The organism is Marinimicrobium sp. LS-A18 (assembly GCF_000463525.1).
Classification (GTDB): Bacteria; Pseudomonadota; Gammaproteobacteria; order Pseudomonadales; family Cellvibrionaceae; genus Marinimicrobium; species Marinimicrobium koreense.
In genome coordinates this window covers 291,905-307,594 of the sequence record NZ_AWEP01000002.1, presented here as the reverse complement: position 1 = coordinate 307,594, position 15,690 = coordinate 291,905, and the positions used below count along the sequence as shown (strand labels likewise).

Here is a 15,690-nt window from a genome sequence, read left to right as displayed (position 1 = left end):
ACCGGAGCGCTCAGTTGCCTTCCGGCTTCTCGAGCTGAAACACCGGGCTGGCCGGTATTCTGACAGCACTCGAGGAGTCCGGCTCCGCGGGATCAAACGAGAGCACATCGTCACGCAAGTGATCGGCCAGTCCCGGCAACTTTTTCCGAATCTCTTCTACGACAGCGCGAGCCAACTGGTAAGCGCCGTAGGGATTGTGGTGTGTATCGTCTTTCAGCGCCTGCTCCTGACCGGGAAAGGTATTGGCCGGATAATGCACAAAGGCCTTTCTGGAACCTGACTCTCCCAGAGCGGCGTAAAGCGCCAGGCTCATCTCGTGCAGATCGATAACCGGTACGCCCTGCTCTTCTCCGACCTGACGCACCGCGATGGCGAAATCGGTGAGAGTTGCAGCGGGCTTTCCTTCACGCCAGCGACGACGCTCCATGGGTGTGACCAGCACGGGAATACCGCCCTTGGCGCGTACCGCCTGAATGTACTCGCGTAAATCATCGGCGTAGGTGGTAAAGGGGCCGGCGCTCTCGCTTTGGTCTTTCTGATCATTGTGGCCAAACTGAATCAACAGGTAATCCCCGCGCTTCATGGTGCGAAGGATTTTCTCGAGACGGTTTTCCGCTTCGAAGCTGAACAGAGCCCGCCCCGACTCCGCGTGGTTGGCAATGGCGATACCCGGCTTGAAGAAAGCGGGCAACATCTGCCCCCAGCCGGCCCAGGGCTCGTTACGTTGATCCGTTACGGTCGAGTCCCCCGCCACAAAGACGGTAGTCGCCTCCGGCGCCGGTTCAATCGTCATTGCCGACACCGCCGCCGGTCTACCCAGAAATTCGATGGTCAAATGCTCATCCCAGTGCGCGATTATTGGTGGGCCTTGTTCGCGCGAGTTCAATGCAACACGGCGATCATCTCCCAGTGTCGGGCTCCTTCGATTGACGGTGAAGGTCGCCCTCGCCTGCTCTCCCGCTTTGGTCGAAACCGAACGCAACATCAAGCGGCGTGCCTCGGCTTTTACGGTCGTCTGCGCGGCGGAATCGGGCGAGCCTAGCAGGAGGGTTACCTCATAGTTCCCTTCGGGCACGTCGACCGCAAACATAAATGCCTCGTCAGACACACAGGCATCGCCTCGCAGCGCCTCGTCCGCTGGCTCTGTCACTGTACACTCGGGCGTCTTGGCGCTGGCAAAGCCGTAGCCCCGTTCGGGGGAGTAGCGCGTATCCGGGCCAATGCCGACGTAATCTTCAGCCACAGCGCCGGAGCCAAAATCGAATTTGTAAGAAGATGCGGCGGGTTTCGTTACCCGTGTTTCGGGAGGACCGTCATAGGAAGGTTGGAGCCCTCCGAAATCGATCACGATTTTATCCACTACGACACCCGCGTCCACCGCCACCAGGTGCAGCGTATGCCAGCCAGGCTCCAGTGCCTCCGGCAGCTCAAGCGTCGCTTCGGTAGCGTTGGACAGGACTCGCCTTTTCCACTCTTCGCTATAGGTATCGAAGCCCTCGGTCACCGCGAGCGGCAGGGGTTCACCATCATCAACGGCCAGCGCCAGGCGCAGATCATTGCCGGGACTAATCGGGTGCGTGGGCAGCAGTCGCACATGAACCGTCGCTTTGCCGCCGGTTGCAACGTGGAAACGGTAGCTCAGTCGGGGCGCGCTGCCAGGTTCGATATTCAGAGTGGAGGGCAACAGGGTGACGGCTGAACCGGTACGGCCCAGTCCTTCCACCGAACGCCAGCCACCGTCGGCCTGATCGTCGCGGCCGGTAAAGTGTCCGGCGTTGATGGACACCACACCTTCCGATTCAAAGAAATCGCCCGCTTGCGCATCCAGCGGTGCGTCGTTGGCTTCAAACTGTCTGTCGTCCGACTCCGACAGCGACTTCCTCACTGCATCCTTTTGCGAACCCAGGGGTGGAATGGGTTCGGGCTGGAAGCGAAGCCAATCGTCCGGGGACACCCCGCCGGCGGTGATAATATGCCGCCATTTGCCATTGGCCATCGTGTCATTGTATCGCTGCGTCAGCGCCTCGACCCGCTGTGCGGCCTCTTCGGCTCTGGCAAAAGTCGTTTCCGCTGCTTCAACCCCCCGGGCATTCTGGCGACGCGCCAACTCCACCAGAAAGTAGCGCTCGTTGGCCGCAGCTGCCGCCCGGACCGGATACTCCACCAGTTGGTAAAAGGCATCCCGGGCGGTGCCCGGCAGGTCGTTCGCGACCCGCGCCGTCTCCGCCACCAGATCCTGATAGGCTTTCAGGCGATGATAAATCTCCGCGTCGGTCAGCTCGGTGGGTTGGTAGGGCTCCAGGGACAAATGCCACTGCAGATGTTCCGGTTTGCGCGCAAAGGCCAGGTGCTGGTGGCGCTTCCAGATACCGGCAATCGCATGAGCGTATTCGGGCCCGAAGTCCCGGGCGGCCATATCCTGCAGAAATTGCATGGGTGCCTTGGGGCTGGTCCGATCCACGTTCCAGGCGAGGTCGAGAAAAAATTCCGCACTCAGTTCGTGCGCTTTGAGGTCGCCCACGTTGGTCACCCAGAAGGACTCGGCCCCCTGTTCGTAAGCGCGGGTCATCTCCGACCAGACCAACGATACCGATTGGGAATCGAACCAGAGCCAGGACAAGGGTGAGCCCAGGTAAGACTGATGGTAATAGACGCCCAGACCGCCGGGCCGTGCCCGTTCGTCGGGGGTGGCATAACGACGCACATAACCAAAGTTGTCGTCCGGCCAGACGATAATCACATCGTCCGGCACGTCCAGGCCTGCGTTGTAATCCTTGAGCACTTCTTTATAGGGCACAAAAATCTGTGCCGCCTTGGTGGGATCACCATCGCCAAGATGTTTGGCCAGAAGGCCGCGCTGCGCGTCAAACAGCGTTTCCAAAAGGTCCAAACGTTCTTCCTGGGATTCCGGGCCCATAATGCCGCTGTCGTGAATGCCGCGCATGCCCAGGGTCCAGAGGCTTTCGCCCGAACGGCGCTCCTTCACCCGCTCTTCCCAGTAATTCATGACGGTGTCACGGTGCGTCAGGAAGTTGTAATGATCTTTGGGGTGATCCCACTCACCAACGTTGTTGCGCAACATGGGCTCGGCGTGACTCGAGCCGACCACAATCGCGTAGTCGTCGGCCAGTTCACTGTTCCCTTCCACTTGATGGAACGGCGTGGTGCAGGGGTGCATGCCGGGCCAGAGAGCGTTGGCCCGCAGGCGCAGCAGCAACTCGAACACCCGCTCATAGATTTTCGGGCCGAGAGTGCCGGTATCCGGATCAAAGGTCTTGCGGGCCCAGGCACCGAGGCCCCAACATTCATCATTGATGAATATTCCGCGATAGCGCACCGCCGGCTCATCGATCGGTTCGCGAGCGACGCTCAGATACAGTTCGTCCAGAGGTTGAACCGGCACATCGGCCCACCAGTACCAGGGCGAAACGCCGATACGACGGGACAGTTCATACACGCCATAGGCCACGCCGCGCGGGTCCGCCCCCTCTACGGCCAACACCTGGGCACTGGAGGACAGCTGGAACGCTTCCCATCGATTCTCCAACGCCGGTTGAATACCCACCCGGACATAGGGCGCTCCGCCACCCGGCGGCCGGTGGCGAATGGCCGGGCGATGCCCAGTCACACGCTCAACATCGTCGGCGAAATCCTGAACCGCAATCCGGATCACTTCGGGCGCGTCACTGGCCACCACCAATGGCGCGGCATGATCATCCACCACCAGCGGAAACGCGGTAGATTGCAATGTTTCAGCCCCCTCCGCAGGAAGCGGCCGAATCTCGGCCGCCTGCACGATCAAAGGAAACAGTAGAGACAGCAGTATGAGTCTCAGCCCTATGGTCGTGCCCGTTGAACGCGTAGTCATCTTTCGATCATCCATATTAATCCCGCTCCGGAACCTGCTCCGGCGCCTCCTCTCCGACCAATGCCATCACCTGAATCGCGGCAAGACCGAACTGGGACACCGCGTTGGTGGAAACCCCGCGCGCTTCGGTCACCGGGGATAGCACCTCGGGGGGCATGACCGTTTTGGTCGGATAGGGTAATCCGAACACCGGGATACCGGCCCGGCCGCTGAAGAATTCCTCCCAGGCACGTTCGGCCAGCGCCTCATCATTGAGTTTCCAGGCCGAGTAGGCGGTCATTCGCGAATGCGCCTGCCCCAGGTTCAGGTTTCGCTCATAGGGCTGGCCGATGATCTCGGCCTTCTCGTCCCGAGGGGCATTATAAAAGCGCCCATATTGAATAAACGCCTGCTCATATTCGGGCACATCGAGCAGTTGAATCAGTTCTGCGTTGATTTCGACACCGCCAAATACCATGGACAAATGGGAGACGGACACGCCCTCCCCGATCCGATAAAACTGCCCGGTCTCCGGATCCAGTGCCGCACTGCCGACCAGCAATCCCTTATCGAAATTGCCAACGCTGCGCATCGCGGTGACCAGTTTGTCCCGATAGGTGGGCTCACCGGTGCGCTCCCACTCGGTCAGCCAGGCGGCGGCCACCGAACTCCAGTCGGTCCCCAAGCCCATCATCATGGAATAGGGTTTTCCCGAAAAGTCGGGCGTCGGACGATTCAGTTTGCGCAGCGGAGGCACGTCCAGCAGACGCCGTTCAGCCCCGAGCAGAGAACGCATCAGGTCACCGGTGCGCTCATCCGCCGTCAGGAAGTAATAGAAGCGACGGTTGGCGGGCGTGCTGATGCGCAGTTGTTTGGCGCTGTCGCCCCAGTGCTTGACGTTGTGGCGGGAGCCTAGCCCCTCAAACCGTCCCAGGTGGTACACGTCGACCTCACCGGTGTGGCGGGTCATCGCCTCGGCCATCTGGAAAACATCGGCACGGCCCGTGCGCAAAAAGGAATACCATAGCCAGATGTCGGGCGAGAGTTCGGAGTTGGCCCAGGCAAAACCGCCCACGTCGTAACGCCAGGTATGCCGGTCATGATCATAGGTATGCATCACATCACCGTAATCCCAGAAGCCGTACCAGTTGTGCTCTTCCACCTGAGTCAGATAGTGGTCCAGATAAAAATCCACCTGATCTTCAATCGCGGCTTTGGCGGGGGTGGAGCGATCCGGCAGATCCCAGAGGGCGGCACCGAACACGCCGGCCGCTTCATAGTCCTGGGGACGGGCAACCATCTGCGGTGGCTGGGCAAGGGTTCGGGCCAACTCAACCGTGGTATCGCGGTCCGGTGTGGCCGGTAAGGCCCAAAGGCGCAGCTCGCTGGTGCGGGCCACGCCGGTGGCATGGTCAAAGCCCGGTTCGTAGTCCTCATAGGTCACGTTCAGAGCATCGAGCTGCTTCTCATGCGTATCCAGCCCCATACCATCGTGATAGAAGCGCATATCCATGGCCCGACCTTCTGGAGCCCACAACCATAGGGTGACTTCGGCCTCGTCCGAACGCGCGTTGCGAATATCGAGCTGAGACGAATGACTCTGCCAGAAATCCCGGATACCAAACGCCACGCCGCCCTTCGGGCTACCAATATAACCCAACCCGCTGGATCGGGTGCCTTCGGCGGAGTCCAGCCAGGACAGGCCGGGCTGGGTACGTTTGCGGATTTCAAACGCATCGGCGCTCAATTGAGAGAGGGTGTAATCACCAAAGGCGGGAATCATCTCGAGACGATCCGACACACTGGTCGCCCATTCACTCAACGGCGGAGTAGCGCGCCCTTCAATCTGTGCCTCGCGAACCGCCTTGCCTGGGTCGCGACGCAAGCCGGTGATACCGCGGACGGATTCACCGAAAAGGCCATCGCCTTCACCGGAAAAGCGCACGTGCCGATCATGCAGCGGGCCGTCCAGCGGCGCATCAAATCGGACGCCCACACCCCTTATAAAATCGGTCTTCTGGTCACCGTCGTAAATCATGGTGTGCACCATGCGCACCGAGTCATCGCCGGCGTAGAAGTAAAGGCGCACCACAAAGGGAATCCAGGCACGGCCGTTCTCTCCGACATGCTTACCTTCCAGTTTGACCACCGCGCGCACCGGTCCACTCTGCTCAAGGGTCACCTGGTCGAGCTGTCCGGTGAAGGACTCTACCGTTAACGGCTGCCCTACTTCAGGTTCGGCCTGATTCTGAGACAGAATAACGAGACGACCATCGTTCAATGTCTGCCGGTTATCGCGGGTAATGGACTGAATCAGACGATCACCGGATTTGGCAATCACCGCCTGAATCACGCCGGTGTCCACACGGATGGAACCGTTGTTTTCTACAATCCGTAAGGACTGTTCGGACCTCACCGCGTCGCCGGGCGTCAAGGTCAGCGCACCGACATTCAACTCAAGCGGGGCAATCGCATGTCCGGTCCATTTCACGGAGCCATCGGGCCAATAGGCCAGCGGCCAACTCTGTACGGGCAACGATGTTCCGGATTCGGATTCAAGAGTGAATTCGCTGGCGGCGTCCACCTCGCCCTGCGGCCAGGGCGTACCCCAGGTCGCACCTACCGGTTCCCGGTCCGTGCCGTCGTTCAACCACTGTACCTGCACCTCCGGCTCGGCCTGAACGGAACAGGCTGACGACAATAAGGCGGCGGCAAATAGGGAAATTAGTCTGGAGTGTTTCATGGTCTCGGGGATCCTGTTATTGGTGTTCTCTCACATTTTTTTAGTACATTCGCAAACAACGCTACTGATTGATTGCCACGGAAATATCGCTCAGGCTCGTTCCGGCCAACCTCACGTACAGTGCGCCCGCTTTATCATCGAAGTACCAACCGGCTTGTGACTGGCTTTCCTCGTACTCAACGGAGGAGGCAAAGACGCGAAGAGGAGTGGTCCCTTCCACAACAGACTCCGGGGGGCCGTCGCGGCGAACTTTCAGTGTGTAGGAACGTTCCGCCAAGTCGTAGTCGCCACGAGGAGCCTCAATACGGATCAGGGTTCGATTCGACTCAGCCTTTACGGTGACGTCGGTGATGGCGTAGTCACCGGACAGGTACGCCTTGGTTTTACCATCATCATCGTAGATCGGGTACGAGGACTCGCCTCCGGGAAATATTTCCAGGGTGAGGTTTTCCGCTGTTTCCTGGCCCAGGTTCATCACTCTCTGTTGAGGAAGAATGCCACCGGCCTTGACGAAGATGGGCAACTGGTCCAGCGGGGTGACAATGTTGTGATAGCGCTGGCCCTCATAGGGCTCACCACTCCAGTAGTCATACCAGGTACCTTCGGGTAGATAGACCACCCGCGTTTGCGCGCCCTTGGTAGTCACCGGGGCAATCAACAGATTGCGGCCAAAAAGATACTGATCATCAATGTCGTGGGTATTCTCATCCTCCTGATACTCCAGCACCAACGCCCGCATCATGGGTATACCGGTCCGGTGCATCTGGTAGGCTTCGCTGTAGATATAGGGAATAAACCGGTAACGCATGCGATCGTACTGCTTGAAAATCCGCTCGGCCTCTTCTCCATAACGCCATGGCTCCTTGTAACCGGGGTGATCCATTCCGAACAGGTGCGCGATGGGGCTGAAGAGCCCAAACTGGGTCCAGCGGATATAGAGCTCGGGATCCGGGTCGTGTTCGAACCCGCCCATATTGTGCGACCAATAGCCCACCCCCGACAGGCCCATATTGAGCCCGGCGCGAATGACCGGCTTGAAGTACTGCCATTCGCTCGGCCAGTCGCCCGCCCAGAGATAAGGGTAGCGTTGAATACCGGCGTAGCCTTCCCGCGTCACGTTGAAACCGCGCATCTGATTGTGTTCACTGAATTTCTCAAACGGCGCCTTGGCGTAGGCCAATGGAAATAGGTTGTGCAGGCGCTCGGCTTCCGGCCCGGTCGGTCCGGTCTTGTCACTCTCATTCGCCTTGCGTCCAAAGGCACTACCTTCATCGGTCTTGAAGAACATGGCGCCCTGGGAGGCCACCTTCATGGCGCCGTTCTCCCACCACCAGTCCACCGCGTCCGGGTCAAAAAAGTTGACGAACTCGCCGCTATTATTGGGCTCGGGATAGACCATCCCCGCATCCCGTGCCTGATCCAACAGTTTGTACTGTCTGCCATTGTCATAGCGTGGCCGGACGTGAACGCCCACCATGCTGTAACCCATGTCGTAGAGCTGATCGAACATGGCCTCCGGGTCATCAAAGGTTTCACGCCATTCAAAGGTGGTGGCACCACTGCCGCCCTGCTCACCGAACATCCGCCAGGTGGAATCCAGATGAATGATATCCACCGGGATTTCCTTTTCACGGAATGTCCGCCCCAGATTGACCACGTAATCGGTGGAGGTATGCTTCTCGTAGCCCCAGGTGCCGCCACTGTAAGTCCCGACGTGGAGACCATGAGCCGGTTTGGGTAAGAGTGGTGACTTGCCGGTCACAGCGGTATATTGGTCCAGAAGCGAAGGAAAATCAGCGCCCGCCATGAAGTAGTAATCCAGCTCCCCGCCTTCCGCCTCAAATGAGTACACACCCGGTGTGGAGTGCCCCATATCCCAGTGGGAGGTATAGGGTGTATGGAGAAAAATACCGTAGCCGCGCGTGCTCATGAAAAACGGCACCGGGCTGTAGTTGGCCTCCAGAATATTGTAGGCCCCGATGATATGGGGGCGGCCCATGCCACGCCCGACGGTCAGCTCCAGCTGTTTGCCCCGCTGGTTGATAAAGTCCATACGCTGGCCAAAGCCAAACACCTGCTCATTATCCTGCAGCTTTTTGTGGACCGAGACACCCGCCGCTTCCTGAGCCATACCCCCTGCTTCAATCCGCTCGGTGGACAGCAGGGTTCCATCAGAGGCATAGAACTCCAATCGCAATGGCGACTTATACACTCGGACGAGCAACTGCTTTGATTCCAGTTCGTAGAAATCAGTTTCCTCCGCGGTATTGATTACGACGGGCGGCCAATCCCGCTTTGTGACCATAAGTCCGAGCGCCGCGTTCTCGTCAAACTCCCGATCCCAGCTGCTGCGCACACGCACCATGGAGGCGGTACAGAACTCGATCTGAACATCCGCATGCTCGGCGGAGATGAGCACTCTGTTGCCCTCCCTGACGGGCGACGATTGAACCGTGCCCGGGCCGAGCGCGTCCCGAGCTTTTGAGGATTCAGGCAACTCAGTAGCTTGGCTGTCAGTCGCCTGAGCAAAGGCTGCCAGACACAGAAGTGCCAGTAAGCAGTATTTCATTGGATTTCCTCGTCCGTTATCGCTGGTTATATCGAGGGATGGGCTTTGCCCGTTATTGCTGGGGCAATTCGTAAACGCGGAAGTTTTTGTAGCGGAACTGGCTCCACTTCATCTGCCGGAAGCCGATTTTTCCGCTTCCCAGGGCATCGCCCGTATCGACACCGTCAACCATCGGGGCATTGTCCGTATAGTCGATCACCTTTCGATCGTCGATATACAGTCGAATTCGCTCGCCCTGTTTCACCAGGGTGATTTCATGCTCTTGCATGGATTCGGTCGAAATTCCGACCTCGCCTTTCTGCAACAGACTGAAGGTATTGTTCTTGCGTAAGTTGGCATGGCCCCGGCCCGGGTTATGGGCGGCGTTGGCATAGTAGGAGATGTGGTAGCTTTTGATCTCGCCTTCGGTGTACTGGGTAAAGGTGCCATCCCGTTCCGGCAAATCGGGCGAAAAGATGTCCTGGCCATCAACCCCGATTGCGGCAAAAAAAACGATCACCAGCCCCGCTTCGTCATCCAGATTCTGCGCATCCCAGCGGGCGATAAAGTTTTCCGGGAAATCCTCGGGACACCAGAATACGTGATGGCCCTGCTCGTCCGGGGAGTGCATTGCCATCCATCCGTCCTCGAACGCGATTTCACCCGGGCCCTCCATCACCCAGCCGGCTACCGATTCGGGATTGTCGAAGCTGGCCTGGTAGAGCAATTGACCCGGTTCGGGCAGAGAGTCCGCCGTAGAACTCGCTTTGCGCTCCGGCGATACCATGGAACAGCCTGCCATCAGACACACCAGCAGCAGGCTCACCCATAAAGACCATGATCTATTGCTCATAGAGGCCTCACTATTCCAGGTGGAAGACGTTCTTGAGTGGCGTAGACACCGGGCTGTTGTCGGCCTCGGCATCCATGATATCCGCCATGTAAGCCCACCACTTCTGCATGATCTCGGTCTGGGGTAACTCGTCCATACCATGATCATCCGTGCGCTTGAGTACCCCAAACAACTGTAGCGTCTGCGGGTGCAGAAAGATGGAGTAGTCCGAAACACCAGCGGCCTTTAGCTGGGCCACCAGCTCGGGCCAGATTTCGTCGTGACGTTTCTCATACTCCTGCTCGCAGCCCGGTTTAAGCTGCATGACGAAAGCTATTTTTTCCATTGTCCAGTGACTCCAGAATGGCACTCTGGGCTGCCTCCGACGGAAGCAGCCCGAGAGAAGGACGATCAGATGTAATAGTTCATGTATTCGACCAACAGCAAAATCGCCATGGACTGACCGTAGGGCATGGAGGTGAGCGGGATATCCCGGTAACCCTGAAGGTCGTCAAAGACCGGCGTGCCGAACGACACCTGCTGGAGCTCGCCGTCCGCACTGATATTATCCAGCACGGCTTTAACCGCTTTGAGGCCAACCGCTTCGTACTTTTTGTCGAGATAGCCTTTGCGAATGCCCTTCAGGATGCCGTAAGCAAACCCGGCGGCGGCCGAAGCCTCGAGGTAAGAATCGGGGTCATCCAACAGGGTGTGCCACAGGCCGTCTTGGTGCTGGGTTTCCTCCAGCGCTTTGACCTGGGCTTCCAGGGTTTCCTCCAGGAACATGCGCAGACCGTCGGTCTTGGGCAAATCAAGCAGTTCAATAAACTCAGGAATCGAAATGGTCACCCAGCTGTTGCCACGTGCCCACAGGGCATCGGCAAAGTTGTGGTTACCGTCAAAGGTCCAGCCGTGGAACCAGAGACCCGTTTTACGGTCCGCCAGATATTTGATGTGCAACATGAATTGCCGCTTGGCCTCTTCCACATAGTGAGGACGGTCCAACAATAATCCGATTTTGGCCAGCGGCATGACGCTCATCATCAGCGTGTCGTCCCACAACTGCTGATAGTTCACCGAGTTGTAGACGATGTGCTGAAGACCATTTTCGGTGGTCCGGGGCATATCCCGCATGACCCACTCCGCCCAGACATCCAGGTACGGAAGATGGCTGCGCTCTCCGGTGCGCTCATGCATATAGGCCAGGGTCAGGAACGGGGACATGGTGTTCACGTTCTTGGTGGGCGTACCTTCCTTGAGCCGGTCACTGAACCAGTCTTCAATGATCTTCCTGGGCTTTTCGTCGCCGGTAATATCCCAGTATTTCATCAAGCCATAGAGTCCAATGCCGTGAGTCCACTCCCAGCCGGCCCAGCCTTTGGTATCAATCACCCGACCATCGTCGAGCTTGAGCAGGAACTCACCGGTTTCATCTTTGATGTTGACCAGATTATCGATCAACTTATCGATGGTGTTCCGGACCTGGGCGTATTCGATGTTATGTGCAACAGTTGGCATACTTCTTAAAACCTCTAGCGTATGAATCAATAAAAAACGTTTCCGGTATTATAGCTCGTCAGCGATCAGCGCCAGGTTCTGGATGGCCGCCAATCCCCATTGCGACGCGTCATTGGTCGATAACCAGGGCGCTTCCACCACCGGATTGAGCACCTGAGGAGGTTTCACCTCCAGAATCGCCTGAAAATCACCGGTCCACTGGCGAGCAAATTCCTGGGGTAGCTGAAACTCCTGCCAGGCGCGTTTCGCCAGCGTGGCGTCGCCTTCCTGAGCGGCCGCGTAGGCGGTCAAGCGCGAATGCGGTGCCTCCAGATGCGTGCCAAAGGCACGCCCTACCGCCGCCACTTTCTGTTCATCACTGGCATTGTACAGGCGGCAGTAGCGCAACCACGCCGCTTTGTATTCGGGCACATCGAGCAGTTGAATCAGCTCAGCGTTGATTTCCACCAGCCCGAACACCGAGCTCAGATGCGAAACCTCAATGTCACCCTCTGGGGGCGCCAGGAGTTTTTTGGTGTCGGCATCAAAGCCATAGGTACCCGCAAAGAAGCCGTCGGGATGACGACCGATGGTGCGCATGGCGCTTACCAGTCGATCCCGATACTGGTCATCCCCGGTCCGTTCCCAGGCGGTGAGCCAGTTGGCCGCGACCGAACCCCAGTCGGTGCCCACTTGCAATCGATCCGGGCCGGGGACCGGCTCGCGGTTTGGAAGCTTTCGGGTGGGATCGACACGGCGCAAGGCTTCACCGGCATCAATCACTTCATCAAGCACATCCGCCGTCCGGTCATCCCCGGTAAGGAAATAGTGGAACCGTCGATAGGCGGCGGTACTGATCCGCAGTTGCTTGGCACTACAGCCCCAGTGTTGAACGTTGTGTCGAGTGCCCAGCCCCCGGAATCGTCCGAGGTGATAGATGTCGACATCCCGGGTATGCCGGGTCATCGCTTCGGCCAACCGAAAGGTGTCGGGATCGCCGCTACGCAGGAAGGAGTACCAGAGCCACAGGTCCGGCGAGAGCTCGGAGTTGTCCCAGGCGTACCCGCCAATGTCGTAGCGCCAGACATGGCGGTCCACATCGTAGGTGTGCATCACATCGCCGTAATCCCAGAAACCGTACCAGTGGTGCTGATCCACCTGTCGGCAGTAATGCTCGACCTGCCAGGCCAGCCGATCTTCGATCTGTTTTTTGCGGGTCGAGGAACGATCCGGCAGGCTCCAGAGAGCACCAAAGACACCGGATTTCAAATAGTCCTCGGGGGCGGCAACCACCTGCGCGGCCTTGCTGATTTCCTTTGCCCAGTTCACCGTCTCCGTGCGCGAGGGCGTCGCGGAGAGCACACACAGAACAAAGTCCGTGGTCCGCGCTACGCCGTAGGCGGTATCAAAGCCGGGTTCATAATCTTCGTAAGTGATTTTCAGCGCATCCAACTGCTGCTCGTAGGTCTCCTGCCCCATGCCATCGTGATAGAAGCGCACGTCCATCGGTGGCGCCTCGGGCGACCAGAACCAGAGCGTGGCTTCCGATACGTCGCGCCCGGCGTTGCGAACATCCACCTGAACCGGGTGCAGTTGCCAGAAGTCCCGCATCCCGAACAGTACGCCGCCGGAGGCCCCACCCACATAGGCCACACCGCTGGCGCGCCGGCCCTGATCGGCATTGATCCAGGCGTGGCCACTCTGGGTGCGCTTTTTGATGGTGAAGCCGTTGGCATTCAGTTGCGACAGCGTGAAATCATTCCAGACCGGCACATAGTGCAGCAGGCCGGTTACCCTCGGGTTCCATTCGCTCAAGGGCGGCGTCTTGCGACCGGCAAGCTGTGCTTCCCGGACGACTTTGCCCGGGTCCTGACGAAGCCCGGTAATGCCTTTGGGTGACTCGGCCCAGAGGCCGTCATTCTCACCCACAAAGCGCACATGGCGATCATACAGTTCGTCGCGCTGGAGCACGTCAAAGCGTAAACCCAGACCGCGGATAAAATCTTTCTGGTCATCCAGGTCATAGATGAAGGTATGACTGATTCGAAGGGACTCGGCGCCGCTGTAAAAGTAGAGTCGGACCGTGAAGGGCAACCACTCTTTCCCGGACTCCGCCTTATGTTTGCCCTCGATTTTGACAACGGCACGCACCGGGCCTTCCTGCTCGATCGTGACCCGATCGGTTCGGGACTGGAAGGTCTCCACCCGGGAGACCGGCTCACTCGGGTCTACCTGATCCTGCACGAGGCCCACCAGACGAGCGTTCCGGGCAACCATCGCATCATCGCGAGTCATTGAGCGAATCAGGTAATCCCCCGAGGTGGGTACCGATACCTTGACCCGACCGGTGTCGATCTCAATGGTGCCCGCTCCGGATGTCACGCGAACGGGCCGTTCCGGCGCGGCGTTACGACCTTTGGTGACCTGGAACTGCTTTCCGAGCGTGACGCCCGCCGGCACGGCGTGGGCCGTCCACTTGATACTGCCATCCGGCCAGTAAGCGGTAGGCCAACTCTGCAGGGGCACCCGGCGTCCATCTTCTGTGTTCAGACAGAGTGAGTCGTTGACGGAGAGTTCACCCTCGGCCCAGGGCTGACCCCAGGTGGTACCGGCCTTGGCCGCCGGTTCGTCTCCTTCAAGCCAACTTAAATGACCCGCCTGGCGCGTCGGCACCAGGGAGGATCCGGAGGTGGCACAACCGCTGGACAGGGCTTGCAAAGTCAGGGGGAGAGAGGCGGCCACACCACCTCTCTTAAGAAACTCTCGTCGATTCATTGCAGGAGCACTCTAACGTTGATCTGCGTTCGTCTTATCGTTGTCAGGCCGCACAGGCCCCACCCTCTCATCCACGAAACGTTATCACAACCGACGATTATTGACAATATTTGATTTATAATGACTTTTTGTGATTCCTGGGCTACCCTTTTGCCCCCAATGATGATGCCAGATTCAGGGTTTAACCATGTCCTACCGCAACAATCATTACACCCACATTCATGACACCTGGGACGACGCGCTTGCCAACCGGCTCTCGCCGCTGGAGGCACTGGTGTATCGCTCAAACCGGCTTGGCGAGGATCACCGGATCACCCCGACCGGCGGCGGCAGCACCTCGCTGAAGGTTATTGAAAAAGACCCGGTCAGCGGTCAGCCCGTGGAGGTCATATGGATCAAAAGCGCCGGGACGGACCTGAAAACCTCCCGCAGAAGTCAGTTCTCTCCTCTGTACCAAGAGAGGCTGATGGCCTTGAGGCACCACTATCAACGGTTACGCCGCGCAAACACTCGGCCCACGGCCAGCGAGCCCTTCAAGGCCGCCACATTCAACCGGGCCGCGCCAGCCCCTTCCGTGGACACGCCGCTACACGCATTGATGCCCTACGCCCACGTCAACCACATTCATCCCTGTGCGGCGATTGCCGTGGGGGCCTGTAAAAACTCCAGGGCGCTGACGCAACGCATCTGGGGCCACACGATGCTCTGGGTACCCCGGGCACGCCCGGGCTTCGAGCAGGGCATCCCTTTGCAAGCGGCCTGGAATCGCAACCCCGACGCGAAAGGTGCCCTACTGGCCGGTAACGGCATCGCCACCTGGTCCGATGACAACAGACTCTGCTACCGACAGACGCTGGACATCATTGAGGTGGCATCCCGCTACATCGCCGCACGGGACAAGGGCGATAAAACCTTCGGCGGTCCGCGCCATAGCGACCTGAGCGCACCAACGCGACAGAATGTCCTGAAGCGAATTCTGCCGTTTATGACCGATCTGGTATCCGATGGAAACCCGGTGGTCGGGACCGTCGAGTCGGGGGCTGACGTGATGCGTTTCGTCAACTCGGTCGATGCTCCCCGTCTGGCAGCCAAAGGCGTCGCCTGCCTGCATCACCTCAGACACACCAAACTGAAACCGCTGTACATTCCCTGGAACCCTGAAGGCGATACCCTGGAGACACTTAAGCAGAAGCTCGAACAGGGCGTTGCGCGCTACCGGGACACGCGTCGCGGCCGCGCCGGTTCCAGCACCCAAGGCGAAGTGCCCGCGGTCTGCCTGATACCCGGTGTTGGATTGATTGCCTTGGGTCAAAGCAAAAAGGGCTCTCGCCTGACGGCGGAAGCCTATCAAAATGCCATTGAAGTCATGCGCTGTGCCGAAGCGATCGACACTTATGTAGGCCTATCCGCGCAGGAAGCCCAACTGCTGGACAGCCTCTGAAGCGACA

8 protein-coding genes are annotated in these 15,690 nt (G+C 58.8%); 1 reads left to right on the top strand and 7 read right to left on the bottom strand.

Features of this window, described 5'->3' with window-relative positions:
- Positions 1 to 10: 10 nt before the first annotated feature.
- The 7 genes from N645_RS17335 to N645_RS0101340 form a co-directional block, all read right to left on the bottom strand.
- Complete coding sequence (locus N645_RS17335) at positions 11 to 3,868, bottom strand: glycosyl hydrolase 115 family protein (protein ID WP_238559176.1); 3,858 nt, start codon at positions 3,866 to 3,868, stop codon at positions 11 to 13.
- Positions 3,869 to 3,884: 16 nt separating this feature from the next.
- The gene (locus N645_RS0101365; RefSeq protein ID WP_024459719.1) at positions 3,885 to 6,590 is read right to left on the bottom strand and encodes a hypothetical protein; all 2,706 of its coding nucleotides are present in this window, start codon (positions 6,588 to 6,590) and stop codon (positions 3,885 to 3,887) included.
- A 61-nt stretch (positions 6,591 to 6,651) separates the two neighbouring features.
- Positions 6,652 to 9,009, bottom strand: a complete 2,358-nt coding sequence (locus N645_RS0101360; RefSeq protein ID WP_024459718.1) for a glycoside hydrolase family 31 protein — start codon at positions 9,007 to 9,009, stop codon at positions 6,652 to 6,654.
- 202 nt (positions 9,010 to 9,211) lie between these two features.
- On the bottom strand, positions 9,212 to 9,991 hold the full coding sequence (locus N645_RS0101355) for a DUF1961 family protein (protein WP_036159748.1): 780 nt from the start codon (positions 9,989 to 9,991) through the stop codon (positions 9,212 to 9,214).
- A gap of 10 nt (positions 9,992 to 10,001) precedes the next feature.
- Positions 10,002 to 10,316, bottom strand: a complete 315-nt coding sequence (rhaM, locus tag N645_RS0101350) for an L-rhamnose mutarotase (RefSeq protein ID WP_024459716.1) — start codon at positions 10,314 to 10,316, stop codon at positions 10,002 to 10,004.
- A 65-nt stretch (positions 10,317 to 10,381) separates the two neighbouring features.
- On the bottom strand, positions 10,382 to 11,488 hold the full coding sequence (locus N645_RS0101345) for a glycoside hydrolase family 105 protein (protein WP_024459715.1): 1,107 nt from the start codon (positions 11,486 to 11,488) through the stop codon (positions 10,382 to 10,384).
- A gap of 48 nt (positions 11,489 to 11,536) precedes the next feature.
- The gene (locus N645_RS0101340) at positions 11,537 to 14,209 is read right to left on the bottom strand and encodes a hypothetical protein (protein WP_024459714.1); all 2,673 of its coding nucleotides are present in this window, start codon (positions 14,207 to 14,209) and stop codon (positions 11,537 to 11,539) included.
- Positions 14,210 to 14,429: 220 nt separating this feature from the next.
- On the opposite strand from N645_RS0101340, the gene N645_RS0101335 reads away from it, so the two are divergent.
- On the top strand, positions 14,430 to 15,683 hold the full coding sequence (locus N645_RS0101335) for a class II aldolase/adducin family protein (protein WP_024459713.1): 1,254 nt from the start codon (positions 14,430 to 14,432) through the stop codon (positions 15,681 to 15,683).
- Positions 15,684 to 15,690 lie beyond the last annotated feature (7 nt).